22 protein-coding genes are annotated in these 25,092 nt (G+C 72.4%); 15 read left to right on the plus strand and 7 right to left on the minus strand.

The window, feature by feature from the left end:
* Positions 1 to 3: 3 nt before the first annotated feature.
* From MFF64_RS06990 to hemE, 3 genes are all read right to left on the minus strand, one after another.
* Entirely contained in the window at positions 4 to 867 is an 864-nt protein-coding gene (locus tag MFF64_RS06990; protein ID WP_099904121.1) for an alpha/beta hydrolase, read from the minus strand.
* A 20-nt stretch (positions 868 to 887) separates the two neighbouring features.
* The gene (gene hemJ / locus MFF64_RS06995) at positions 888 to 1,310 is read right to left on the minus strand and encodes a protoporphyrinogen oxidase HemJ (protein ID WP_099904117.1); all 423 of its coding nucleotides are present in this window, start codon (positions 1,308 to 1,310) and stop codon (positions 888 to 890) included.
* Between the two features lie 244 nt (positions 1,311 to 1,554).
* A complete protein-coding gene (gene hemE / locus MFF64_RS07000) occupies positions 1,555 to 2,643 on the minus strand; it encodes a uroporphyrinogen decarboxylase (RefSeq protein WP_099904119.1) in 1,089 nt (362 codons plus the stop codon).
* Between the two features lie 542 nt (positions 2,644 to 3,185).
* Between hemE and MFF64_RS07005 the strand changes: the two genes are divergently transcribed.
* The 5 genes from MFF64_RS07005 to dnaQ are packed head-to-tail and all read left to right on the plus strand — an operon-like array spanning position 3,186 to position 6,890.
* Positions 3,186 to 4,016: a pyruvate, water dikinase regulatory protein gene (locus MFF64_RS07005; protein WP_099901386.1), complete on the plus strand. Its 831-nt coding sequence runs from the start codon at positions 3,186 to 3,188 to the stop codon at positions 4,014 to 4,016.
* 6 nt (positions 4,017 to 4,022) lie between these two features.
* On the plus strand, positions 4,023 to 4,643 hold the full coding sequence (locus tag MFF64_RS07010) for a Maf family nucleotide pyrophosphatase (RefSeq protein WP_238190204.1): 621 nt from the start codon (positions 4,023 to 4,025) through the stop codon (positions 4,641 to 4,643).
* Positions 4,644 to 4,655: 12 nt separating this feature from the next.
* A complete protein-coding gene (locus MFF64_RS07015) occupies positions 4,656 to 5,519 on the plus strand; it encodes a shikimate dehydrogenase (protein ID WP_099900863.1) in 864 nt (287 codons plus the stop codon).
* Entirely contained in the window at positions 5,516 to 6,121 is a 606-nt protein-coding gene (gene coaE / locus MFF64_RS07020; RefSeq protein WP_238190214.1) for a dephospho-CoA kinase, read from the plus strand. The genes MFF64_RS07015 and coaE overlap by 4 nt, the downstream gene beginning before the upstream one ends.
* Positions 6,122 to 6,170: 49 nt before the next feature.
* The gene (dnaQ, locus tag MFF64_RS07025) at positions 6,171 to 6,890 is read left to right on the plus strand and encodes a DNA polymerase III subunit epsilon (RefSeq protein WP_099899592.1); all 720 of its coding nucleotides are present in this window, start codon (positions 6,171 to 6,173) and stop codon (positions 6,888 to 6,890) included.
* A gap of 122 nt (positions 6,891 to 7,012) precedes the next feature.
* Here the strand turns inward: dnaQ and MFF64_RS07030 are convergent, their stop codons facing one another.
* The 4 genes from MFF64_RS07030 to gcvT all read right to left on the minus strand — a co-directional run bounded on the left by MFF64_RS07030 (position 7,013) and on the right by gcvT (position 12,463).
* Positions 7,013 to 7,801, minus strand: coding sequence for a methyltransferase domain-containing protein (locus MFF64_RS07030; protein ID WP_133123011.1), 789 nt, complete (start codon positions 7,799 to 7,801; stop codon positions 7,013 to 7,015).
* Between the two features lie 188 nt (positions 7,802 to 7,989).
* On the minus strand, positions 7,990 to 10,839 hold the full coding sequence (gcvP, locus tag MFF64_RS07035; RefSeq protein ID WP_238190339.1) for an aminomethyl-transferring glycine dehydrogenase: 2,850 nt from the start codon (positions 10,837 to 10,839) through the stop codon (positions 7,990 to 7,992).
* A gap of 92 nt (positions 10,840 to 10,931) precedes the next feature.
* A complete protein-coding gene (gene gcvH, locus MFF64_RS07040) occupies positions 10,932 to 11,294 on the minus strand; it encodes a glycine cleavage system protein GcvH (RefSeq protein WP_099899600.1) in 363 nt (120 codons plus the stop codon).
* Between the two features lie 17 nt (positions 11,295 to 11,311).
* Complete coding sequence (gene gcvT, locus MFF64_RS07045; protein WP_099899596.1) at positions 11,312 to 12,463, minus strand: glycine cleavage system aminomethyltransferase GcvT; 1,152 nt, start codon at positions 12,461 to 12,463, stop codon at positions 11,312 to 11,314.
* A 355-nt stretch (positions 12,464 to 12,818) separates the two neighbouring features.
* Here gcvT and mdeB point away from each other — a divergent pair, with 355 nt between their 5' ends.
* From mdeB to MFF64_RS07095, 10 genes are all read left to right on the plus strand, one after another.
* Positions 12,819 to 15,563 (plus strand): alpha-ketoglutarate dehydrogenase, encoded by a 2,745-nt coding sequence (gene mdeB / locus MFF64_RS07050; protein ID WP_099899598.1) that lies wholly within the window; start codon positions 12,819 to 12,821, stop codon positions 15,561 to 15,563.
* A 539-nt stretch (positions 15,564 to 16,102) separates the two neighbouring features.
* Entirely contained in the window at positions 16,103 to 17,131 is a 1,029-nt protein-coding gene (locus tag MFF64_RS07055) for an AAA family ATPase (RefSeq protein ID WP_238190216.1), read from the plus strand.
* Positions 17,132 to 17,214: 83 nt separating this feature from the next.
* Positions 17,215 to 18,075: a DUF58 domain-containing protein gene (locus MFF64_RS07060; RefSeq protein ID WP_099901430.1), complete on the plus strand. Its 861-nt coding sequence runs from the start codon at positions 17,215 to 17,217 to the stop codon at positions 18,073 to 18,075.
* On the plus strand, positions 18,062 to 18,496 hold the full coding sequence (locus MFF64_RS07065) for a DUF4381 family protein (RefSeq protein ID WP_099901432.1): 435 nt from the start codon (positions 18,062 to 18,064) through the stop codon (positions 18,494 to 18,496). The genes MFF64_RS07060 and MFF64_RS07065 overlap by 14 nt, the downstream gene beginning before the upstream one ends.
* Before the next feature lie 3 nt (positions 18,497 to 18,499).
* Entirely contained in the window at positions 18,500 to 19,468 is a 969-nt protein-coding gene (locus MFF64_RS07070) for a VWA domain-containing protein (RefSeq protein ID WP_238190219.1), read from the plus strand.
* Positions 19,465 to 20,385: a VWA domain-containing protein gene (locus tag MFF64_RS07075; RefSeq protein WP_099906754.1), complete on the plus strand. Its 921-nt coding sequence runs from the start codon at positions 19,465 to 19,467 to the stop codon at positions 20,383 to 20,385. The genes MFF64_RS07070 and MFF64_RS07075 overlap by 4 nt, the downstream gene beginning before the upstream one ends.
* Positions 20,385 to 21,209: a hypothetical protein gene (locus tag MFF64_RS07080; RefSeq protein ID WP_238190221.1), complete on the plus strand. Its 825-nt coding sequence runs from the start codon at positions 20,385 to 20,387 to the stop codon at positions 21,207 to 21,209. The genes MFF64_RS07075 and MFF64_RS07080 overlap by 1 nt, the downstream gene beginning before the upstream one ends.
* Positions 21,203 to 22,435 (plus strand): BatD family protein, encoded by a 1,233-nt coding sequence (locus tag MFF64_RS07085; RefSeq protein WP_099906751.1) that lies wholly within the window; start codon positions 21,203 to 21,205, stop codon positions 22,433 to 22,435. Before MFF64_RS07080 ends, MFF64_RS07085 begins: the two co-directional genes overlap by 7 nt.
* A 90-nt stretch (positions 22,436 to 22,525) precedes the next feature.
* Positions 22,526 to 23,770 carry an allantoate amidohydrolase gene (locus tag MFF64_RS07090; protein WP_099906749.1) on the plus strand — a complete coding sequence of 415 codons (1,245 nt, stop codon included), beginning with the start codon at positions 22,526 to 22,528 and terminating at the stop codon, positions 23,768 to 23,770.
* A 19-nt stretch (positions 23,771 to 23,789) separates the two neighbouring features.
* Positions 23,790 to 25,067 (plus strand): NAD(P)/FAD-dependent oxidoreductase, encoded by a 1,278-nt coding sequence (locus MFF64_RS07095; protein WP_099906747.1) that lies wholly within the window; start codon positions 23,790 to 23,792, stop codon positions 25,065 to 25,067.
* Positions 25,068 to 25,092 lie beyond the last annotated feature (25 nt).

The following is a 25,092-nucleotide window of genomic DNA, read 5'->3' on the forward strand; positions in this document are numbered from 1 at the left end:
GCCTCATGCCTCCGCCGAGAGGATCGCGGCCGCGACTGCCTCGGGGCATTCCTCGTGGGCGGCGAGCGCCCCCGGGATCGCGACGGCGCGCACGAGGCCGGCCTCGGCCAGCGCCGTCATCTCGGCGCCGGAGCGGCGCGGCGCGCCCTTCGGCTGCAGCATCGTCACCGGCGGCAGGTCCGGGCCGAACAGGGCGTGGAAGTCCTCGCGGGTCCAGACCGGGTCGAGGCCGCCGGTGACGAAGGCGGCGGTGCCGAAGCGGGCCCGGGGCTGATGCGTCACCCGCCGCTTCTCGGCCAGCAGCGCCGGGGTGACCCGGGCCGGATCGGCATAGACGTGGGCCTGCATCATCCGGGACACGACCGGCGTGCTGACGTTGAGCCGGTAGAGCAGGTTGCCGAAGACCGGCGCCTCGACCGCCCGGCGCAGGCGCCCGAAGAACGGCCGGCGCTCCTCGCCCATCGCGGTCGGCAGCGGGCCGCGCCAGGTCGGCGCCACGAGGACCAGCCGCCGGAAGGTGCCGGGATGCCTGGCCGCCGCGGCGACGAGGTAGCCGGCCGCGTGGCCGGCCGCGACTCCGAGCGCGTAGGGGCCGGGCTCCTGCGCCAGGAGGGCGTCGAGGAAGGCGTGGAGCGTGTCGGGGGCGAGCGCCACCCGCGCCCGGGGTTGCGCGCCGAAGCCGGGCCAGTCCGGCACCAGGCAGCGATGGCGGGCGGACAACCGCGTCGCCAGGGGCCGCATCTCCTCGCGGGTGGCGATGGAGGACAGGGCCGGGAGCAGCAGGGCCGGCGGGCCGGCGCCGATCCGGTCCACCGGCAGGCTCAAGGCACGCCCGGCCAGGGTGAAGGAGAGGGTCTGCGTCTCGATGCCCGCCATCACGTGCTCCCTCAGAACGGCTTCACCACCACCAGGATCACGATGAGGATCATCAGGAGCGTCGGCACCTCGTTGAGCACCCGGTAGAATTTGGGGCTGCGGGTGTTGCGGTCGGCGGCGAAGTCCTTGACCATCCGCGACAGCCAGCCGTGGATGCCGCTCATCGCGAGCACCAGGGCGAACTTGGCGTGCATCCAGCCCTGGGTGTAGGCGCCGCTCATCACCGCGAGCGCGATGCCCAAGATCCAGGTGGCGATCATCCCCGGCAGCATGATCGCCTTGGCGAGCCGCCGCTCCATCACCTTGAAGGTCTCGCCCTGGGGCGACCCCGCCGGCAGCGCCGCGTGATAGACGAATAGCCGCGGCAGATAGAGCATCGCCGCCATCCAGGCGATGAGCGAGATGATGTGGGCGGCCTTGATCCAGAGATACACGGTGAGATTGTCCCTGTCGGAGGATTTTGGATCGTTTGATTCAGATCATCCACCTGCGGCCTCATCCCTCGGGGCTGTGCGGTCGAAGATCACGCAGCCCCGAGGGAGGGATCCCGATGCCGCCGCGATCCCTGGACGCCTCCTTCGAGGCCTCCGCTTCGCTCCGGCACCTCAGGACGAGGTCGCGCGTGGGATCGCCGGGATCACGAATGGCGGAAGCGTCTCCGCATCGCACCAAACCGCGCTACCCCCGCAACCGTGCCAGCATCCTCTCGACATGGGCGATCGGCGTCTGCGGGGTGATGCCGTGGCCGAGGTTGAAGATGTGGGGCGTGCCGGCGGTGGCCTTGAGGATGGCATCCACGGCCGCGTCCAGGGCCTCGCCGCCGCCGATCAGGGTTTCGGGGTGGAGGTTGCCCTGCGTGATGACCGAGGCCGGCAGGCGGGCGCGCAGGGCGCCCAGATCCACCGCCCAGTCGACCCCGACCGCGTCGGCGCCGGTCTCCTCCGCCACGCGGGCGTGGCCCTCGAGGCCCGACCCGCGGGCGAAGACGATGATCCTGGCGCCGGGCACGCGGGCGCGGATGCCGGACACCATCCGGGCGATCGGTTGGAAGCTCCAGCGCGCGAGCGCGTCGCCGGCCTCCCCCCCCGGCACGTCCGGCAGGCTGCCGGCATGGCTCTCGAAGATCTGCACCGCGTCGGCGCCGGCCTCGAACTGGCGCACCAGGTACTCGGTCGAGACCGCGACCAGCCGGTCGATCAGCGCGTCGAGGAGGGCAGGGTCGCGGGCGGCGAGCGCCCGGGCCGGCGCGAGGTCCGGGGTACCGCGCCCGCCGATCATGTAGCTCGCCACGGTCCAGGGCGCGCCGCAGAAGCCGAGCAGCGTGGTCTCAGGTGGCAGTTCCGCCCGCAGGCGCCCGACGGTCTCGAAGACGGGGTTGAGGTGGCGCATCACCCGCGGGTCGCCCGCCTCGATCAGCGCATCGAATTCGGGCCGGCCAGCCAGCGGGTCGAGGCGGGGCCCCTCCCCTTCCACGAAGCGCACGTCCTGGCCGAGCGCATGGGGCACCACCAGGATGTCGGAGAACAGGATCGCCGCCTCGAAGCCGAAGCGGCGGATCGGCTGCAGGGTGACCTCGGTGGCGAAGTCAGGGTTGTAGCACAGGTCGAGGAACGAGCCGGCCTCGGCCCGCACCGCCCGGTATTCCGGCAGGTAGCGGCCGGCCTGGCGCATCATCCAGGCGGGAGGCGGCGACAGCGCCTCGCCGTTCAGCACCCGCAGGAGCGGCCGCTCCGCGCCTTCCCGTCCGGCTCCCGCGGTCCCGCCCATGCTCTCCCCCTCGAAAACCGAAAATCTTGAAGCTTGCGCCACGCCGGTGGCCCGCTTCCCTATGCCGAGAACCGCCTCTCCGCGCCAGCCCGGCGCGTGGTCGCGACCCCCGGCGATGGCCGTCCCCACCCAGGCTCCTGAAAAGAAAAGAGAGATTCTAGGAATCTGTTTTTTCTATTGGGGGCAGGCGTCGCGGGGCTCCAGCGGCATCCACAGCCCGTCCCCACCGCCAGTGCGTTAAGAGGCCTTTAACAGATTTGCTCCATTGTCGAAGGATCACGAGAGTCGCGAGGGGCTTGGGCCTCGCGGGACTCGCATCGGCGGTCCCACGTCCCGGATTCTCCCACGGGCGGCCCGCCACGAGTGTTAACGGCCGGCCTGTTGAGGCGCGGAGCCGTTAACCCACACCCCTCGCGCCTGGACCTGGCTTCGCCGGCGCATTATCCACACTCATCGACTCCGCGCGACCGATCGGTGGACGACCCGCCGGACGCCGGAGTCGGGTGTGTCAGCCGCGCCCGCGGCGAGCCCGGGGAGCCCGCGTGGTCCGCAGCTACTTCCACCTCCACCTCGTGTCGGATTCCACCGGCGAGACCCTGATCAACGTCGGCCGCGCGGCGGCGGCGCAGTACGAGGGGGTCTCGGCGATCGAGCACGTCTATCCCCTCGTGCGCTCCGGCACGCAGCTCGAACGGGTGATCAACGAGATCGAGCAGGCTCCCGGCATCGTGCTCTACACCCTGGTCGGGCGCGAGCTGACCGAGCGGCTGGAGGAGGCCTGCCGGGCCACCGGCTCGCCGCTCCTCTCGGTGCTGGAGCCGGTGCACCGGCTGCTGCAATCCTATCTCGGCACCCACTCCACGGCGCGGCCGGGTGCGCAGCACATGCTGAACGCGGAGTACTTCAAGCGCATCGACGCGATGAACTTCACGCTCGCCCACGACGACGGCAACCTGCCGCACGACCTCAACGAGGCGGACGTGATCCTGCTCGGGGTGAGCCGCACCTCGAAGACGCCGACGGCGATCTATCTCGCCAATCGCGGCCTGAAGACCACCAACATCCCGCTGATCCCCGGGGTGCCGCCGCCGCCGGTGCTGGAGACCCTGCGCCTGCCCCTCATCGTCGGGCTGATCGCCTCGCCGGAGCGGATCGTGCAGATCCGCCAGAACCGCCTGCTCAGCCTCAAGGCCGACGATTCCTCCTCCTATGTCGACCGCGACTCGGTGGCGAACGAGATCGCCTCGTCGCGCCGGCTCTTCGCCCGCAACCGCTGGCCGGTGATCGACGTCACGCGGCGCTCGATCGAGGAGACGGCGGCGGCGATCGTCGATCTCCACCGCGAGCACCGGCTGAAGTTCATCGCCGACTAGACGACGATGCCGCACGCTTCCTCCCTCTGGCGCGGCCTCGCGCCGCTCCTCCTCGCCTCGACCAGCCCGACGCGGCGCGCGCTGCTCGACGCCGCAGGGCTCACCGTGGAGACCCGGGCGCCGGGCGTCGACGAGCGCGCCGTCGAGGCCGAGGCGGCGGGCCTGCCGCCCGCGCAACTCGCCGAGCGCCTGGCCGCCGCCAAGGCGGCGGCGGTCGCCGCGCGGGCGCCGGACCGGGTGGTGATCGGGGCCGACCAGGTGCTCGACCTCGACGGCGCGGTCTTCCACAAGCCCGCCGACCGGGCGGGGGCGGCCGCCCATCTCGCGCGGCTGCAGGGGCGCACCCACGCCCTGCACTCCGCCGTGGCGCTGGCCGTCGGCGGCGCGGTGGTCGACCGCTTCGTGGCGACCGCGCGGCTCGCGATGCGGCCCCTCGGCGAGGCCGGGATCGCGGCCTATCTCGACGCCGCCGGGCCCGCCGTCACCGGCAGCGTCGGCGCCTACCAGCTCGAGGGCATCGGCATCCACCTGTTCGACCGCATCGAGGGCGACCACTCGACCATCCTGGGCCTGCCGCTCCTGCCCCTGCTCGCGCGGTTGCGCGGGCGGGGATTGCTGGCGTTCTGAGACGACTTCGCGATGACGACCCCGTACCCCAGAGCCTTCGTGGTGGGCCACCCGATCGCCCATTCCCGCTCGCCGCTGATCCACGGCCACTGGCTCGCCGAGCACGGCCTGCCGGGGCGTTACGAGCGCATCGACGTCCATCCCGATGCCTTCCCGAACTTCGTCCGCAGCCTTCGGGCCGAGGGCTGGGTGGGCGGCAACGTCACCATCCCGCACAAGGAGGCGGCCTTCCGTCTGAGTCAGGTGCTGACGCCCAGGGCGGAGCGAATCGGCGCCGTCAACACGCTGTGGTTCGAGGACGGGCGCCTGCACGGCGACAACACCGACGCACCGGGCTTCCTCGCCCATCTCGATGCCAGCCTCGGCGCCGGCTGGCCGGAGGCGACGGGCCTCGCGGGCGGGCGCGCCACCCTGGTGCTCGGGGCCGGCGGGGCGGCCCGCGCCATCCTGGTCGGCCTGCTCGAACGCGGCCTGGACCGCCTGATCGTGGCGAACCGCAGCGCCGAGCGGGCCGAGGGCCTGACCGCCCTCGATCCGGCCCGGATCACCGCCATTCCCTGGGATTCGGTGCCGGCCCGCCTTCCCGCCACCGGGCTCCTCGTCAACACAACCGCCCTCGGCATGGCGGGCCAGGACCCGCTCACCCTCGACCTCGCGCCCCTGCCGGGCGAGGCGGCGGTGGCCGACATCGTCTACGTGCCGCTGGAGACGCCCCTGCTCGCCGCCGCCCGCGCCCGGGGTCTCGCGGCGGTCGACGGGCTCGGCATGCTGCTGCACCAAGCGGTGCCGGGCTTCTTCCGCTGGTTCGGTCGGACGCCCGAGGTCACCCCTTCTCTCCGCGCCCGCATCGTCGCCGATCTCGGGGGACACGGGTGAGCCGGCCCTTCATCCTCGGCCTCACCGGCTCGATCGGCATGGGCAAGAGTGCCACGGCGGCGATGTTCCGCGCGCGTCGTGTGCCGGTCCACGACGCCGATGCCTGCGTGCACGCCCTCTACGGTTCGGGGGGAGCCGCCGCGGCGGCCATCGGTGAGGCCTTCCCTGGCACGCTGGCCCCCGACGGGTCGGTCGACCGCGCCGCCCTGCGCAACACCGTGCTTGGCGACCCCGAGCGCCTGCGCCTCCTCGAATCCCTGGTCCATCCGCTGGTGGCCCGAGCGCGGGACGACTTCCTGGCCGCCCATGCGGCGGCGCCCCTCGTCGTGCTCGACGTTCCGCTGCTGTTCGAGACCGGCGGCGAGGCGGGGTGCGACGCCGTCGCGGTGGTCACCGCTCCGCCCGAGGTGCAGCGCGCCCGGGTGCTCGCCCGGCCGGGCATGACCGAGGAAACCTTCGCGCAGATCCTCGCCAAGCAGATGCCCGACGCCGAGAAGCGCCGCCGTGCCGACCATCTGATCGAGACCGACCGCGGCTTCCCCGAGGCCGAGGCGCAGGTCGACGCGATCATCGCCGCCGTGGCAGCGGGGCGGGCCGGTTAACGCTTCGTCGCTACACCGGTCGGAAGACCTTTCTCCAGGGAGCCGCACGATGCTGCGCGAGATCGTCCTCGACACCGAGACCACCGGCACCGAGGCCAAGACCGACCGGCTGATCGAGATCGGCGGGATCGAGCTCCTCAACCACATCCCGTCCGGCCGCGAGTTCCACCGCTATATCAACCCGCAGCGGCCGGTGTCGGAGGGGGCGTTCCGGGTCCACGGCCTGTCCGACGCGTTCCTGGCCGACAAGCCACTCTTCGCGCAGATCCTGCCCGACTTCCTGGAGTTCTGCGGCGACGCCACCCTGGTGATCCACAACGCCGCCTTCGACGTCGGCTTCCTCAACGCCGAGTACGCCCGCCTCGGCGACAAGGCCCCGCCGGCGATCGAACTCGCGGGCGTCGTCGACACCCTGGCGCTCGCCCGCCGCAAGCATCCGGGCGCGGCCAACAACCTCGACGCGCTCTGCTCGCGCTACGGCATCGACAATTCCCGCCGCACCAAGCACGGCGCGCTCCTCGACGCGCAGATCCTCGCCGAGGTCTATATCGAGCTGCTCGGCGGCAAGCAGACGACCCTCGGCCTGACGGTGGAGGGCACTACCGGCCCGGCCGGTCCCAGCTTGCGGGCCGCGCCGATCGAGCACGGCCCCCGCCCGACCCGCAGCCGCCTCACCGACGCCGAGCGCGCGGCGCATGCTGCATTTGCGGCGGGGCTGGGGGAGAAGGCGATCTGGCGGGATTACAGAGGGGAAGAGGTGGCGGGCTGACCCCTGCCTGGAGGACGCGCGACCCTACGCGATGCCGGCGCGGCGCTTGTCCCCGCGAGACTCCCGATAGATGGCTGCTCGCCATGGCAGCGCCCGCACGGCGGGAGCCTCGTGAGCTGCACTTATTCCGCGATCGCCTGGTCCGCCGCCTCGCGGACGCCGTGCTGGTCGACGTCGCGCGCATTCGCGGCTCGCAAGTCGCGTTCCAGCACCTCGATCTTCTCGTTGAGCGCGCGGATCTCGTCCTGCGCCGCGGCCAGGCGTTGCCGGGCTTCGGCGATCAGGAGAAAGTCCTCCGTCCTGTCGCTCCTGTTCGCGACCTCGTCGGAGCCGAGCGTCCTGACATTGTAGGACGTGAAGCCGTTCGAGAGGCGCTCGCCCGGAGTCGCCAGCTCCGGCGGGCATTTCTGGAAAATCGCGACGTAGTCGTTCCAATTGTCATTCTTCCGGCCGGCGGTGAAGCTCTCGATCAGCGTGCACGGCAGGCCGTTGGCATTCGCCCAGTCCGACAGCGCGAGACCGGCCTCGGGATAGAAACGCCAACAATCGATGGGATACGAATGGTAATCGCCATTGGACGGTGAGCTGATGTAGATATATCCGCCGTTCTTCGTGACTCGGATTAGTTCGAGGAACGTTTTCCAGAAAAACTTGTCGTGCTCCATCTGCGAGCTCGACAGCACGATGTCGGCGAAGCCGTCCCGCAGCGGCAGCGGCTTGAGCGGATCGATCACCAGATCCACGCTCTTGCCGTGCTCGACGTCCAGGCCAAGGTAGACGTCGCCCGCATCGATGTGGTCCCGCAGGCTTCCGTTGACATCCATGCTGCCGATCTCGACGACGACGCAGGGATGTCGTTTGATATATTCGCGAATGAAAGCTCCGCCGATTTCATAAGCCGTATCGTGCATGAGAAAGCCGCCGTAACGCCGAGAGATACGCGTAGGTTAATGAATTACGTGATCCATAACCCCGGCGCAAAGCGATCCTGGATTGTCGACCGAGGATTTTTTGCCCGTCTACGTTGTGTCATCACCCAGCATGCGGAAGGGCCGGTGCCGCCGGAGGGAGCGGCGGCACCGGCCCGGGTATCGTCGTCCTACTCCGCCGCCTTCATGTAGCTCTCCACCGGCGGGCAGGCGCAGACGAGGTTGCGGTCGCCGTAGGCATTGTCCACCCGGTTGACCGGCGGCCAGTACTTGTCGACCCGGAAGGCGCCGGCCGGGAAGCAGGCCGCCTCGCGGGAATAAGGCCGCTCCCACGGGCCGATCAGGTCTTCCACCGTGTGGGGGGCGTTCTTGAGCGGGTTGTCGGCCCGGTCCATCCGGCCCTCCTCGATCGCCCGGATCTCGTCCCGGATCGCCAGCATGGCGTCGCAGAAGCGGTCGATCTCGCCCTTGGTCTCGGACTCGGTCGGCTCGATCATCAGGGTGCCGGCCACCGGCCAGCTCATCGTCGGCGGGTGGAAGCCGCAATCGATCAGCCGCTTGGCGATGTCCTCGACGCTGATTCCGGCGCTCTTCATCAGCGGGCGGGCGTCGATGATGCACTCATGCGCCACCCGGCCGTGGGTGCCGGTGTAGAGCACCTCGTAGGCGCCGGCGAGGCGCTTGGCGATGTAGTTGGCGTTGAGGATCGCGATGCGGGTGGCCTGCGTCAGTCCGCGCCCGCCCATCAGCAGGCAGTAGCTCCAGGAGATCGGCAGGATCGCGGCGGAGCCGTACGGCGCGGCCGAGACCGAGAACTCGCGCCCGTCGGTCTCCGGGTGGCCGGGGAGGAACGGGATCAGGTGCGCCTTGACGCCGATCGGCCCCATGCCGGGCCCGCCGCCGCCATGCGGGATGCAGAAGGTCTTGTGCAGGTTGATGTGGCTGACATCCGCCCCGATGTCCCCCGGCCGGGCGAGGCCGACGAGGGCGTTGAGGTTGGCGCCGTCGAGATAGACCTGGCCGCCATGGGCGTGGGTGATGTCGCAGATCTCCCGCACCGCCTCCTCGAACACCCCGTGAGTGGACGGGTAGGTGATCATGCAGGCGGCGAGGTTGGCCCCGTGTTTCTCGGCCTTGGCGCGGAAGTCGGCCACGTCGACGTTGCCGTTGCGGTCGGCGCCGACCACCACCACGGTCATGCCGCACATCTGCGCCGAGGCCGGGTTGGTGCCGTGGGCCGAGGATGGGATCAGGCAGACCGTGCGGTGACCCTCGCCGCGCGAGAGGTGGTAGGCGCGGATCGCCAGCAGGCCGGCATACTCGCCCTGCGCGCCGGAATTCGGCTGCATCGAGATCGCCGCGTAGCCGGTGATGTCGGCGAGCTTCTGCGAGAGATCGGCGATCATCTCGGCGTAGCCCTCGGCCTGGTCCTTCGGCGCGAAGGGGTGCAGCTCCGAGAATTCCGGCCACGAGATCGGCAGCATCTCGGCGGTCGCGTTGAGCTTCATCGTGCAGGAGCCCAGCGGGATCATCGCCCGGTCGAGGGCGAGGTCCCGATCGGCGAGGCGGCGCATGTAGCGCGTCATCTCGCTCTCGGCCCGGTTCATGTGGAAGATCGGGTGGGTCAGGTACTCGGAGGTGCGCACGAGGTCCGCCGGCAGCCGCGGCTCGGGCCAGGACTCGCCGTAGGTCAGCGCGTCGCCCCCGAAGGCGCGCCACACCGCCTCGATGATGTCGGGCCGGGTGCGCTCGTCGACCGTGATGCCGATGCGGTCGCTGCCGACCTTGCGCAGGTTGATCCCGTTGGCGACGGCGTTCTTCAGGATCACGCCCTGGAACGGCCCGACCGTGACGGTGATCGTGTCGAAGAAGGCGTCCGGATGCGTCTCGAAGCCGAGCTGGTTGAGGCCCGCGGCGAGCCGCGTCGCGTCGCGGTGGATGCGCATCGCGATTGCCTTGAGCCCGCGCGGCCCGTGGAACACCGCGTACATCGAGGCGATGACCGCGAGCAGCACCTGGCTGGTGCAGATGTTCGAGGTCGCCTTCTCGCGCCGGATGTGCTGCTCGCGGGTCTGGAGTGAGAGCCGGTAGGCGCGGTTGCCGCGGGAATCGACCGAGACGCCGACGATGCGCCCGGGCAGCGAGCGCTTGTGGGCGTCCCGCGTCGCCATGTAGGCGGCGTGCGGACCGCCGTACCCCATCGGCACGCCGAAGCGCTGCATCGAGCCGACCGCGATGTCGGCCCCCATCTCGCCCGGCGGCTTGAGGACGGTGAGCGCCAGCGGATCGGCCGCCACCACCGCGATGGCGCCGGCGTCATGCAGCTTGGCGATCACGTCGGTGAAGTCGTGGGCCGCGCCCTCGACGCCCGGATACTGGAAGATCGCGCCGAAGACTGACGCGGGGTCGAGGTCGGTGAAGGGGTCGCCGACGACGATGCGCCAGCCGAACGGCTCGGCCCGGGTCTTCAGCACCGCGATCGTCTGCGGCAGGCACTGCGCGTCGACGAAGAAGGTGTCGGATTTCGCGCTGGCGATTCGGCGCGCCATGCCCATCGCCTCGGCGGCGGCGGTCGCCTCGTCGAGGAGCGAGGCGTTGGCGATGTCGAGCCCGGTCAGGTCGCTGACGCAGGTCTGGAAATTGAGCAGAGCCTCGAGCCGGCCCTGGCTGATCTCGGGCTGGTAGGGCGAGTAGGCCGTGTACCAGGCCGGGTTCTCGAAGATGTTGCGCTGGATCGCCGGCGGCATCGTGGTGCCGTGGTAGCCCTGGCCGATCAGCGAGGTCAGCAGCTTGTTCTTGTTGGCGGTGGCGCGCAGGCGCTCGATCGCCCGCCGCTCCGACAGGGCGGCGCCGAACTCGGTCGCTTCCTTCTGCCGGATCCCCGCCGGCAGGGTCTCGTCGATCAGGGCGTCGAGGCTCGGGGCACCGACCACCTCCAGCATGCGGGCGATCTCGTCCACCGACGGGCCGATATGGCGGCGGTTGGCGAAGTCGTAGGGGTCGTACTTGTCCATCGGCATGGAGGGGGTGCCCTGGTCGGAGCCGTGCGATGCGGCTCGAATGCGAATGGCGGAGCTCATCGAACTCCGCCCGTCGAGAGTGTCAGACGATGTCAGCCCAGGAAGGCGCGGTAGGCCGCCTCGTCCATCAGCCCGTCGAGCTGGGACGGATCGCTGAGGCGGACGCGGTAGAGCCAGCCGGTGCCCTGCGGATCGGTGCCGACGCTCTCCGGGCTGCTCACCGCGGCCTCGTTGACCTCGGTCACCTCGCCATCGACCGGCGCGTAGACGTCGGAGGCCGCCTTGACCGATTCCACCACCGCGGCGGCGGCGCCCTTGGTCAGCGTGGCGCCGACCTTCGGCAGCTCGACGAAGACGAGGTCGCCGAGCTGCTCGGCGGCGTGGTCGGTGATCCCCACCGTCGCCACGTCGCCCTCCAGGCGCAGCCACTCGTGCTCGTCGGTATATTTCAGCATGAAGACCATCCTCTTGATCAGGAACGCTTGAAGCCGGCGGGCCGAAACGGCAGCGGCACCACCGCGCAGGGCAGGCGCTGGCCGCGCACCTCGGCGAAGACGGAGGTGCCGGGCACCGCGAGCGCGCTCGGCAGCACCCCCATGGCGATCGGCCCTTCCAGGCTCGGCCCGAAGCCGCCGGAGGTCACCCGGCCGACCGCCTCGGTCGCCTCGGCGGAGTCGTAGAGCGCCGCACCCGCCCGCACCGGGGTGCGCCCCTCCGGCCGCAGGCCCACCCGGAGGCGCGCCGGCCCCTCCGCTACCTCGGCCAGGATGCGCTCGGCGCCCGGAAAGCCGCCGGCCCGGGCGCCGCCGAGACGCCGCACCTTCGGGATCGCCCAGGACAGGCCGGCCTCGACCGGCGAGGTCTCGTGGTCGATGTCCGAGCCGTGCAGGCACAGGCCCGCTTCGAGCCGCAGGGAATCGCGGGCGCCAAGGCCGATCGGCTTCACCTCCGGATCCGCCAGCAACGCGCGGGCGAGCGCCACGGCGGACTCGGCCGGCAGCGCGATCTCGAACCCGTCCTCGCCGGTATAGCCGGAACGGACGACCACGCCCTCCTCGCCCGCGAACGCGATTCCGCGCGCATCCATGAAGCGCATCTCGGCGACCACCGGCAGGTGGCGGGCGAGTGCCGCTTCCGCGCCCGGGCCCTGGAGCGCGATCAGCGCCCGGTCGACCGGCTCGACGATGCACTCGGTGCCGATCGCATCGAGCAGGTGGGCGAGGCCGGCGGCCTTGTTGGCGGCGTTGACGATCAGCAGGTAATGGTCGCCGAGGTTCGCGAGCATCAGGTCGTCGAGGATGCCGCCGCCCTGGGTGGTCAGGAAGCCGTAGCGCTGGCGCCCCACACCGAGGCCGACGACATCGATGGGCAGCACCGTCTCGAGGGCGCCGGCGGCGTCGGCGAGATCGCCGGAGCGAGGCCGCACGGCGATCTGGCCCATATGCGAGACGTCGAACAGCCCGGCCGCCTTGCGGGTGTGCAGGTGCTCCTTGAGCAGCCCGAGCGGATATTGCAGCGGCATCATGTAGCCGGCGAAGGGCACCATCCGGGCGCCGACCTCCTGGTGCAGCGCGTGCAGGGGGGTCTGGAGCAGGGTGAGGCCGGAGGCCGTGTCGGCGGTCATCGGAGCTGAGGTTCCCGAGCGCGTCCGGACGCAAGCGGGCCGGCGACCCCGTTTCCCTGGCCGAGATGGCTTCGACGAGGGGAGAGCGACGGGAAGGCCGGCCCCGCACGGCCCGACTTCGGCCGGGACCATAGGACAAAGGTGCCATTGACGCTACCCGGTGGACGGTGAGGGCACGCGTGGCGTCCGATGGATCAGAGCGGGCGACGCAGCCCGGCGAGTGCGGCAAGAACGACCGCGTGCGACCGCTCCCGCGAAAATGTTTTGCGCCGACGGCCGAAGTGGCGGCAAACGAAGCAGCATCTGCCGCGACCGGGGGATTATCCTGGCGCCATCAATGGGAGGACGTCAGGCCATGAGCGCGAGCGCCAAGCCGATCCCGGCCGTGCCGGTCAACGAGAACGATCGCCCGAACGGGCAAGGAAACGGTCAAGCCATTCTGGGCCCCCGCGGGGTGGCCGATCCGGATCCGGCCGAGACCGCGGACTGGCTCGCCTCGCTCGAGTCAGTGCTCCACCACGGTGGCGCGGCCCGGGCCCGCTTCCTGCTCGACCGGCTGGAGCAGAAGGCGCGGGAGATCGGCGTCGTCGAGGAGGCGCCGCCCTACTCGCCCTACCGCAACACGATTCCTCTCGAGAAGCAGCCGCCCTATCCGGGCGATCTCGGAGTCGAGGAGCGCCTGACCTCGATCATGCGCTGGAACGCGCTCGCCATGGTGGTGCGGGCCAACATGGCCTATGGCGAACTCGGCGGCCACGTCGCGAGCTACGCCTCGGCGGCCGAGATCTTCGAGCTCGGCTTCAACCACTTCTTCCAGGCCGGCGACGCCTCGGGTGCAGGCGCCGACCTCGTGTTCTTCCAGCCGCACTCGGCGCCCGGCGTCTATGCCCGCGCCTTCCTGGAGGGGCGGCTCTCCGAGACCAACCTGAAGCATTACCGCCAGGAGATCGCCGGCGAGGGCCTGTGCTCCTACCCCCATCCCTGGCTGATGCCGGAATTCTGGCAGGTGCCGACCGGCTCGATGGGCATCGGGCCGATGAACGCGATCTACCAGGCGCGCTTCATGCGCTACCTCAGCGACCGCGGCCTCGCGGACACCGCCGGCCAGCACGTCTGGGGCGTGTTCGGCGACGGCGAGATGGACGAGCCGGAATCGATCGGCGCCCTCACCCTGGCGGCCCGCGAAAAACTCGACAACGTCACCTTCGTCATCAACTGCAACCTGCAGCGCCTCGACGGGCCGGTGCGCGGCAACGGCCAGATCATCCAGGAGCTGGAGAGCGTCTTCCGCGGCGCCGGCTGGAACGTCGTCAAGGTGCTGTGGGGCTCGGAATGGGACGCGATCTTCGCCCGCGACACCAACCACGCTCTCTTGCGCCGCTTCGCCGCCACGGTCGACGGCAAGTACCAGACGCTGGGGGCCAAGGACGGCGCCTACAACCTCGCCCACTTCTTCGGCGAGGACGAGGAGGTGCGGGCGCTTGTCTCCCACATGTCGGATGCCGACGTCGACAAGCTCAAGCGCGGCGGCCACGATTTCCGCAAGCTCTACGCGGCCTTCGCCGCCGCCAAGGCGACCAAGGGCCGCCCGACCGTGATCCTGGCCAAGACCAAGAAGGGCTACGGCATGGGCGGCGCCGGCGAGTCGCGCATGACCGCCCATCAGGCGAAGAAGCTCGACACCGACGCCCTCAAGGCATTCCGTGATCGCTTCGCCCTGCCGCTCACCGACGCGCAGGTCGAGCGTCTGGAATTCTACAAGCCCGATGAGAACAGCCGCGAGCTGCGCTACCTGCGCGAGCGCCGTGAGGCGTTGGGCGGCTTCCTGCCCAAGCGTCGGCGAACCGCTGCTCATGTGAGCGTGCCCGACCTCTCGACCTATGCGGGTTTCGCGCTCGAAGCCGACGGCAAGGAGATGTCGACCACCACCGCGGCGGTGCGGCTGTTCAGCAGCCTGATCAAGCACAAGGAGCTGGGCCCGCGCGTCGTGCCGATCGTCGCCGACGAGGCGCGCACCTTCGGCATGGCCAACCTGTTCCGGCAGGTCGGCATCTACTCGCCGCTCGGCCAGCTCTACGAGCCGGAGGATGCCGGCTCGATGCTCTACTACAAGGAGTCCCGCGACGGGCAACTGCTCGAGGAGGGCATCACGGAGGCCGGCGCGATCTCGTCCTGGGCGGCGGCCGCGACCTCCTACAGCGTCCACGGCCTCGCGATGCTGCCGTTCTACATCTACTACTCGATGTTCGGCTTCCAGCGCGTCGGCGACCTGATCTGGGCGGCGGCGGACCAGCGCGCCCGCGGCTTCCTGATCGGCGCCACCGCCGGCCGCACCACGCTCGGCGGCGAGGGCCTGCAGCATCAGGACGGGTCGAGCCACCTCGTCGCCGCGACGATCCCCAACTGCCGCGCCTACGACCCGGCCTTCACCTACGAGATGGCGGTGATCCTCGACCACGGCGCCCGCGACATGATGGAGCGCGACATCGATGCGTTCTACTACGTCACGGCGATGAACGAGAATTACGCCCAGCCGTCGATGCCGGAGGGCGTACGCGACGGGATCATCCGCGGGATGTATCGTTTCGCCGGCTACGGAAATGGTGAGCCGGCTATTCGTCTTCTCGGCTCGGGGGCGATCCTGCCCGAGGTCGTCGCCGCCGCGAGGCTGCTCGCCGAGGAATGGGGCATCGCGGCCGAGGTCCACAGCGTCACGAGCTTCAGTGAACTCGCCCGCGAGGTCCGCGAGGTCGAGCGCGCGAACCGCCTGAACCCGGGCTTGCCGCAGCGGCGCAGCCTGGTCGAGGAGTCGCTGTCCGGTTCCGCTCCGGTGGTCGCCGCCACCGACTACGTCCGGGCTTACCCGCAACTGATCGCGACCGCGATCCAGGCCCGCTACGTGACGCTCGGCACCGATGGCTTCGGCCGCAGCGACACCCGCAATGCGCTCCGCGCCTTCTTCGAGGTCGACCGGCACCACGTCGCCGTGGCGGCGCTGGCGGCGCTGGCCGACGAGGGCAAGCTCGATCGGGAGAAGGTGGCGGAGGCGGTCGCGCGCTACGGCATCTCCTCGAACCGTCCGGCGCCCTGGACGGTGTGAGGATCATCTATCGAGGTGTGCGGGCGCTTCTTCACAGGACGCCCTCTCCTCTCCCGCGTGCGGGTGCCGCCGTTCCGAGTGAAGCGAGAGGCCGTCGCGCGACAGTGCGACGGCCTTCCATTTGACCAGTAGATCGTCGCCGAGCGCATTTCGGCGAAGCCAGTACCTGGATCGTCGCGCGGCCTGGCGGAGGCTCACGGCCCGGTCGGACCGATCCGGGAACGGCTTTGCCGTACATTGTCAGCGGTGAGCCTTCCGATCTGAAAATCCCGCAACGTCAATATTTTAGCGATTTTACGAAGGCTCGCGACAGCCCAGATCCCTGATGTTTTGTAGCGTATGCGCTACATGGATACATGCCTAGGATCCAAGAGACCGATGAGGGACACGCGTGGGCCGCGAAAGTGGCGGCGTCGGGAGACCGCGGACTTAAGCACACCCCTCCCGCCCCACCCACGGGATTGACGCCCCCCGCGAGACGAGGCCTGATCCCCTCAAAGCCGGCACGCGAAGCACCGGCCCCGAGGGAGACGCACGGGATGGCGCGAGGCGCGGAGCAGGCCGTGGCGCGGAGCGTCACGAGGACCGGCCTCGACGGAAAGGCGCCCGACGACCCGGTGCGCGCGCGGCTCCACGCCCTGCGGACCGGCCTGGAGGCGGGGCTGATCGGCGCCTCCGGTCTCGTCGAGCGGCTGCTGATCGGGCTCCTCACCGGCGGCCACCTGCTGATCGAGGGCGCGCCGGGCCTCGCCAAGACCCGGGCGGTCAAGCGCCTCGCCGAGGGGCTCGACACGGGCTTCGCCCGCATCCAGTGCACCCCCGACCTGATGCCCGCCGACCTCACCGGCACCACGGTCTGGCGGCCCGACGGTGGCCGGTTCGAGTTCCTGGCCGGCCCGCTCTTCCACTCATTGGTGCTCGTCGACGAGGTCAACCGGGCGCCGCCCAAGGTACAGTCGGCCCTGCTCGAGGCGATGGCCGAGCAGCAGGTCACGGTGGCGGGCACCACCCACCCGCTGCCCGATCCGTTCATGGTGGTGGCGACCCAGAACCCGATCGAGCATGCCGGCACCTTCCCGCTGCCGGAGGCGCAGCTCGACCGGTTCCTCCTCCACGTCGTCGTCGAGATGCCGGACGAGGCGTCCGAGCGCCGCATCCTCGACCTCGTCGAGGGCGAGATGAATCAGGAGGCCGCCGCGATGCCGGTGCGCCTGACGGTCGACGAGCTGCGCGCCGCCCGCGCGGCGGCGCTCAAGACCCACGTCTCGCCGGCTCTCAAGGATTTCCTGGTCCGCCTCGTCGCCGCCACCCGCGGCGGGCCGGCGGCGCCGGACTTGCGCGGCGCCATCGAGCACCCGGTCTCGCCCCGCGGGACCCTGGCCTTGATGCTCGCCGGCAAGGCTCGGGCCTACCTGCACGGGCGCGACCACGTGGTTCCGGACGACGTCGTGGCACTCGCCGGCGACGCGCTGGCCCACCGCCTCGCCCTGACCTGGCGCGCTGCGGCGGAAGGGCAGACCGCCCGCGCCCTGGTGGCCGGCCTGCTCGACCGGGTGCATCCGCTCTGAGGACGTCCTTCACCGTGGCACGCCCGCTGCCTGAGTCCGACCCGCTCGCACAGCCCGGCATCGCCCTTGAGGCCGGAGCGCTCATGGGCCTGCGCCACCTTGCCCGCCGCGGCGCCGGGGCGACGACGAAAGCACGCTCGGGGCTGCCCGGCGGCATCGTCACGCGGCGGCGCGGGCGTGGCACCGAGCCCGATGACGTGCGGCTCTGGGCCGAGGGCGACGACGTGCGCCACATCGACCGCAATGCCACCGCCCGCACCGGCACGCTGCACGTGCGTACCCACCACGATGAGCGCGACCGCGCCGTGGTGCTGCTCGCCGATTTCCGGCCCTCGATGCTGTTCGGCACCCGCCGCGCCCTGCGCTCGGTCGCGGCCGCGGAGGCGCTGGCGCTGCTCGGCTGGCGCATTGCCGGCGACGGCGGCCGGGTCGGCCTCTGCGTCGCCGCGCCCGAGCCGGTGGCCCTTCCGCCGCGGGGCGGGGGGCGCGGCATGGCGGCCCTGTGCCAGGGCCTCGCCCGGGCGCACGAGGCGGCCCTCGCGGCCCCGCCCCATGCCGACCCGCTCCATGCCGACCCGCCCCTGGGCCCAACCCTGGAGCGGGCGCGGGCGCTGCTGCCGGCGGGCGGTCACCTGGTGCTGGCGAGCGCCCTCGACGCACCCGGCGACGGCTTCGCCGAGAGCGTGGCAGCGCTCGCCGAGCGGATCTCCCTCAGCCTGATCCTGGTGAGCGACCCCTTCGAGCGCGCCGCGCCGCCCGGCCTCTACCCCTATGCCACCCCGGATGGCCGCCGCGGCACGGCCCGGATCGGCCGGACGCGGCCGACGCCAGTGGACCGCCTGGCGGCCTATACCCGCCTGGGCCTCGCGGGTCTCCGCCTCGACACCGAACTGGGACCGGAAGGGTTCGCCCCCCTGATGGAGCGGCTCGATGCCGTGCTGTGAGGAGGCACGAGCAGCCCTCGCGGGCCTTCGCGGCCTGCATGCCCCGCCCGATCCGGAGCTGGTCCGGCCCGAGATCCTGGTCGCCGTCGCGATCGGCCTGGCGCTGGCCGGCCTCGCGGCTTGGCTCCTGCCCCGATGGCGCGCCCGCCCGATCCGCCGGGCGGCGCTCGCCGAACTCGCCGCCGCCCGCGCCCTGCCGCCGGACGAGCGCCGCGTCGCCCTCGCCCGCTTGAGCCTGCGACTCGCCCGCAGCCTCGGGGTCGAGGGACCGGCGGGGCTCGACGCGGCCTTGCGCACCGATTTCTTCGGACATGGTCCCGGCCGGGCGCTGACCGAGAACCTCTACGCTCCGGGTCCCGCCCCCGATCTCGCCGGGGCGGAAGCGGGCCTCGCCCGGCTCCTCGCCCGTTTGCGGGCTTAGACCATGGCCGGCTTCGCCTCCCTCGATTTCGCGGCGCCTCTCGCCGGCCTGCTCCTGCCGCTGCCGCTCCTCGCCGCCCGCTTCCTGCCACCGCTGTCGGGCGGCAGCGGAGCGCTCGCGGTACCGCCCTCCCTCGTCGCCGGACTCGATCGCGGCGGGCCGCTCGCCGTCGGCGCCCGGGGGAGCGCGGCCCTGACCTGGCTGCTCTGGGTCTCGCTCGTCGCGGCCCTCGCCGGCCCGCGGCTGGTGCTGCCCGGCGCCGCCCTGCCGGCCTCAGGGAGGGACATCGTTCTCGCCCTCGACCTCTCCGGCAGCATGGAGCGGATCGATTTTTCCCTCGACGGACGCACCACCTCGCGGCTCGCGGCGGTCAAGCGCGTCGGGGCCGAATTCATCCGCCGCCGGGCCGGCGACCGGGTCGGCCTCGTGATCTTCGCCGACCAGGCCGACGTAGCGGCGGCTCCCTCCTTCGACACGCGGGCGGTCGCGCGGGCGCTGGAGGAGGCGCAGATCGGCCTCGTCGGCCGCTCGACCGGCATCGGCGACGGGCTCGGCCTCGCCCTGAAGCGCCTCGACGCTCTGCCGGGCCCGTCCAAGGTGGTGGTCCTGCTCTCCGACGGCGCCAACAATGCCGGCCAGACCACGCCGCGGGACGTGGCCCTGCTCGCCCGCGACCTCGGCATCCGGGTCCACACCATCGCGCTCGGTCCCCGCGACCTCGCCGACGCGAACGGCGAGCAGGACGTGGTCGATTCGGAGGCCCTGCGCGACGTGGCGACGACGAGCGGCGGCCGCTTCTTCCGGGTGCGCACCACCGAGGATCTCGCCGGCGTGGCCGACTCGATCGATGCCCTGGAGGGCGGGCGCGATCGGGCTCCGCCGGTCCCCTTGCGCCGCGATCTCTGGCCGTGGCCGGGCGGGGTGGCGCTCCTCTCGGCCCTCGCCCTCCTGCTGACCCGGAGGGCGGCGTGACCGAGGCCTTCACCCTGCTCCGTCCCTGGTGGCTCCTCGCCCTGCCGCTCCTCGGGCTCCTGGCGTGGCGCGCCGCCCACCGCTCCGCCCCCTTGGGCGACTGGGTCAGGGCGGTGGAGCCGCACCTGATGGCCGCGCTCGCGGCCCGCGGCGCGGTGCGGCCGGGGCGCCGCGTCGGGCAGGGGCTGCTGGTCGTGGCGAGCGCCCTCGTCGCCCTCGGCCTCGCCGGCCCGGCGCGGGAGCGCCGCGACGTGGCGGGGTTCCGCAACCTCGACGCCACGGTCATCGCGCTCGACCTGTCGCGCTCGGTCGCAGAGGGCGGGCGCCTCGGCGAGGCGCGGGCGCTGGCGCAAGCGCTGGCCGAGGCCGCCGGCACCAGGGCGGTCGCCGTCATCGCCTATGCGGGCGACGCCTACCTCGTCGCGACGCCGACCACCGACCGCGACTCCTTGAGCACGATCCTGTTCGCGCTGGACGGCGCCACCGTGCCGGATCGCGGCAGCCACCCGGCTCGCGCCCTGGCGCTCGCCCGCCGGACGCTCGCCGAGGGTGCGGTGGTGACCGGCGACGTGGTGCTGGTGAGCGACGGCGGCGGCCTCGGCGCCGCCACCTCCCGCGAGGCGGCGGCGCTCCGGGAAGAGGGCCACCGGCTGCACACCGTGCTGGTGCCGGGCCCCGCCCTGCCGCCCGAGGCGCCGCGGCCGGATAGCAGCGGGCTGTCCCGCCTCGCGACCCTCGGCGGCGGCAGTGCCGGCAGCCTCGACGCGCCGGGCCCGGTCCTGGCGGCGATCTCCGAGACGGTCGCCCGCCACCTGGCGGACGGCGGCTACACGGTGCTGGCCTGGCAGGATCTCGGCCGCTGGCTCGCCGGTCTCGCATTGCTGCCGGTCCTGCTGCTCTTCCGGCGGAGCGCCTGATGCGGATGCTCCTCTTCGCGGCCGGGGGCCTCGCCCTCGCGGGGCTGATCGTGGAGCCCGCCGCCCTCGCCCGCCTCCTCCTCGGGGCTGGCCTGCCGGGGCTGGCGGCCCGCGTCAGCGACGATCCAGCCTGGCGCGGCACCGCCCTCTACGCGGCCGGCCGCTACGCCGAGGCCGCCGAGGCCTTCGCGGGCTCTCCCTACAACCGGGGCAACGCACTGGCGCTGGCCGGAGACCTCAAGGGGGCACTCGCAGCCTACGACGCCGCACTCGCCCGCGACCCGGCGGACGAGGACGCCAAGGCCAACCGCGAGCTGGTGGCCCGCCTCCTCGATACGCCCGACGCCCCCGGCGGCCGCACCGCCGGCGAGGCCAATGCCCAGGCCGACGCCGCCACCCGCTACGCCACCAAGACCGAATCCGATGCGAACGACGCCGGCACCGCCTCCACCGGCGACGGTCTCGCCGGCCACCGCGAGGCCTCCTCGGCCGCCGATTCGCCGGGCAACTCGAAGGCTGCCCGCACCGGCCGGGCCGAGCAGCGGGCGGTCGATCCCGGCCGCGGCCAGGCGCGCGGCTCGGCCAGCGATGCGGAGGGCGGCGGGCGCCAGGGCGGCGGCAATGCCAGCGTGGCCGAGGTGGTGGAGCGCGAGGTGCGCCGGGTCTCGAAGAGCTTCGAGGCGCGGGAGATCCGCCCCGACCGGCACTGGCTCGCGACCCTGACCGACGATCCCGGCCGCTTCGTCGCCTTGCGGATCCGCGCCGAGCAGAGCCGCCGGCGCGAGGCCGGCACCGCCGTGCAGCCGGGGAGCAATCCATGGTGAGATGGTGTCTCGTCGCCCTGGTTCTGGCCGCGACGCCCGCTTTCGCCCTGGAAGACGGTGACCTCAGCCTGACCGTCACGGCCGAGGTTCCAGGCGGTGCCGCACCGTACCCGCGCGAGATGGTGCTCCTGCGCATCCGCGGCACCTACCGGGCGCAGATCGCTCTGGAGGATCTGCGTCAGCCGAGCCTGCCGCATTTCGGCTGGACCCAGCTCGGCCGCGACCGCTGGTTCCGCACCACGATCCAGGGCCAGGAGGCGCGCGGCTTCGAACGCACCGTGGCGGTGTTTCCGCAAGGGCCCGGCCACTTCGTCGTCGACCCCTTCTTGCACCGCCTGACGATCGTCGACGGCGGCGAGCGCCGTCTGATCGAGGTGCGCTCGAACCCGGTGCCGATCGCGGTCGCCGCCTGGCAGGGCCCGGGCGGGCCGGACGCGCCCGAGCCCTGGTGGCTGCCGGCGGAAGACCTGACGATCACCGACGTCTGGGAACCCGAGCCCGAGACCCTGAAGCTCGGTGAGCCGGCCCGGCGCACCGTGACGCTGGAGGCCCGGGGGCTCACCGCCGACGCCCTGCCGCCGCGACCGGTCTTGCGCACCCGCGGCATCCTCACCTTCGCCGGGCCGGTCGAGCGCCAGACCCGCATCACCCCGGCGGGCCCGGTGGCCCGGGTGACCTATCGCTGGGACGTGCGCCCGGGCGTGCCGGAGCCGATCACCCTGTCGGCGATTGCCATTCCGTGGTTCGATACCAGGGCACGGGTGATGCGCGGGGCCGAGATCCCGGCCCGCATCGTCGGCGCCCGCGCCGCGAGGACCGCGGAGGAAGCGCCCCCTCCCCCGGCCTCGCCCTGGCGGGCGCTCGCCGCGGGGCTCGCGGCCTTCGGGCTCGGCTTGAGCGCCTGGGGCGTCTCCCGCCGCCGCGAGGCGCCGGCTGCCCCGGCCCTGCGGGCGCTCGCCCGGGCCGCCCGGCGGCGCGACGCGCGCGGGTTCCACGCCGCCCTTGACCACGCCGCCCGTCGCGATCCCGGCCTCGCGGCGGCCTGGCGTGCCGATCCGAGCCTCGGCCCGCGCCTCGCCGCCCTCGACGCGGCGTTGTTCGGCCAGGGCGATGCCCCGGTGCCGGACCTGGCCGGCCTCGCCCGGGACCTCCGAACAATCCGGCCGCCCGCTGCGGTGCCGGACAGCCTCGCTCCCCTCGACGGCCCGCGCCCGGCGATGCGCTGACGGTCCGAGGACATGCTTCGCGCCCGGTTGCCTCGGCCGGCATCGACCCTGCATACCGCCGGCTCGAAGCCTTGCAGGGTCGCGACCACCATGACCGAGACCACCCCCCGCCTCGGCGCCCGCGTGATGGCGCTGATCGACGACCTCGCCCGCCACACCGACGAGCCCGGCCGGCTGACCCGGCTCTACCTCTCGCCGGCCCACCGGGCGACGGCGGAGGCGGTGCTCGGCCTGATGCGGGAAGCGGGGCTCGCAGCGCGGATCGATGCCGCCGGCAGCGTGGTCGGGCGGATGGAGGGACGGGAGCCGGGGCTGCCGGCCCTGGTGCTCGGCTCGCATATCGACAGCGTGGTCGATGCCGGGCGCTACGACGGCCCCCTCGGGGTGGCGGCGGGGCTGGTGGTGGCGGAGGAAGTGCGCGCCCGCGGCCTCGCGCTCCCCTTCGCCCTGGAGGTGGTGGCCTTCGGCGACGAGGAGAACGTGCGTTTCCCGACCTCGCTCTCGACCTCGAAGGCCTGGGCCGGGCAGTACAAGTCCGAGTGGCTGGAGGGCCGCGACGCCGCCGGCACGACCTTGCGCGAGGCGCTGACCCAGTTCGGCGGCGATCCGGACGGCATCCCGGCCCTCGCCCGCTCACCGGCTGAGATCGCCGGCTACCTCGAGGTCCATATCGAGCAGGGACCGGCGCTGGAAGCGGCGGCGCAGCCGGTCGGCGTGGTCTCAGGCATCGTCGGGCTCACCCGGGCGCGCTGCGCCGTGACCGGCGAGGCCAACCACGCCGGCACCGTGCCGATGGGCATGCGCCGGGACGCGCTCGCCGCCGCCGCCGAGATGGCGCTCGCGGTCGAGCACCTGGGCGAGGCCGTGCCGGGGGCGGTCGCGACGGTGGGGGCCCTGTCGGTGGCGCCTGGGGCCGTCAACGTGATCCCGGGCCGGATCGATTTCAGCCTCGACCTGCGCGCGCCGGAGGATGCCGACCGTCACAGCCTGTTCGCGGCGATCCAGGTCGAGTGCCGGACGATCGCACAGCGGCGCGCGGTCGGCTTCACCTGCGAGACCTACATGGACAACGCGGCGGTCGCCCTCGATCCGGGGTTCCAGGCCGCTTTCGACCGGGCGGCGCGGCACCTCGGCCACGCGCCCCTGCGGCTGCCCTCCGGCGCCACCCACGACGCGGTCGCGATGGCGGCCCTCGGTCCCTCCGCGATGCTGTTCGTGCGCTGCCGCCGCGGCATCAGCCATAACCCAGCCGAATCGATCACCCTGGAGGATGCCGACGCGGCGACGCGGGTGCTTCTCGGCACGGTGCTCGATCTCGCCGGCCTGACCCATTGAGCGAGACGAGACAAGATCGATGCAGCAGGACGAACAGACGGCCGACATCGTGGTGGTCGGCGGCGGGATCGTGGGCCTGTCCTCCGCCATCGCCCTGAAGGATCGCGGGCAGGACGTGGTCCTGTGCGACCCCGGCGAGGCCCGGGCGCGCACCTCCTACGGCAATGCCGGCGTGGTCAGCCGCGGCTCGATCTTCCCGATGTCGAGCCCCGCCCTGTGGGGCAAGCTGCCGGCCTACCTCCGCAACGCCGATCCAGGCCTTCGCTTACGCCACCGCCACCTGCTGCGGGTGATGCCCTGGGCGGCGCATTTCCTGGCGAGCGCCCGTGCGTCGGCCTGGCGCCGCGCCGCCGACGCGCTGGCCCCGCTCACCAACGCCGCCTATCCGGAGCACCGGCGCCTCGCCGACCGGGCCGGCGTGCCGCACCTCCTGCGCGAATGCGGCTGGGTGAAGCTCTACCGCACGGAAGCGGCCTTCGCGGGTGCAGCCCTGGAGCGCGAGATCTTGAGTCGGCACGGCGTTCCGTTCGAGATCGTCGAGGGACCGGCGATCCAGGCGCTCGAGCCCGCCCTGATCCGCCCCTTCGCCCGGGCGATGCTGCTGCCGGAGACCGGCGCCGTCGGGGATCCCGGTGGTCTCGTCGAGGCTGCCGAGCGGCTGTTCGCCGGCCTCGGCGGCCGCACCGTACGCACCACCGTGAGCCGCCTGGAGCCTCAGGCCGATGGCTGGCGCGTCGTCCATCCGGGCGGCACCATCCGGGCGCGCCAGGTGGTGCTGGCGACGGGGGCGGCGGCGAACGAGCTCGCCCGGCTCCTCGGCTACCGCTTCGCCTTCGCGGCCGAGCGCGGTTACCACCGGCATTACGCGCTCCAGCCCGGCAGCCCGGCCCTCACCCGCCCAATCTACGACACCGGTGCCGCCTCGATCCTGTCGCCGATGGGCGAGGGACGGGTGCGGGTGCTCTCCGGCGTCGAGGTCGCGGACCGCCACGCGCCTCCGGATTACGGACAGATCGAGGCGGCGGCCCGGGAAGCCGCCGGCACCGTGCGCCTCGGCCAGCCCCTCGACAACCGGCCCTGGCTCGGCTCGCGCCCCTCGACCCCCGACGGCCTGCCGGTGATCGGGCCGGCGCCCCGCCACCCCGGCCTGATCTTCGCCTTCGGCCACGGCCATATCGGCCTCTCGACCGGCCCGATCACCGGCCAGCTCGTCGCCGACCTCGCCACCGGCCGCGCGCCGGCGGTGCCGGTGGCGCCGTTCGCGCCGGAGCGGCTGCTGGGCTTGCCGCGGCTTTAGGTCGGCGCGGCGCTGTACCCGGTCG

Source organism: Methylobacterium frigidaeris (assembly GCF_022179185.1).
GTDB lineage: Bacteria > Pseudomonadota > Alphaproteobacteria > Rhizobiales > Beijerinckiaceae > Methylobacterium > Methylobacterium frigidaeris.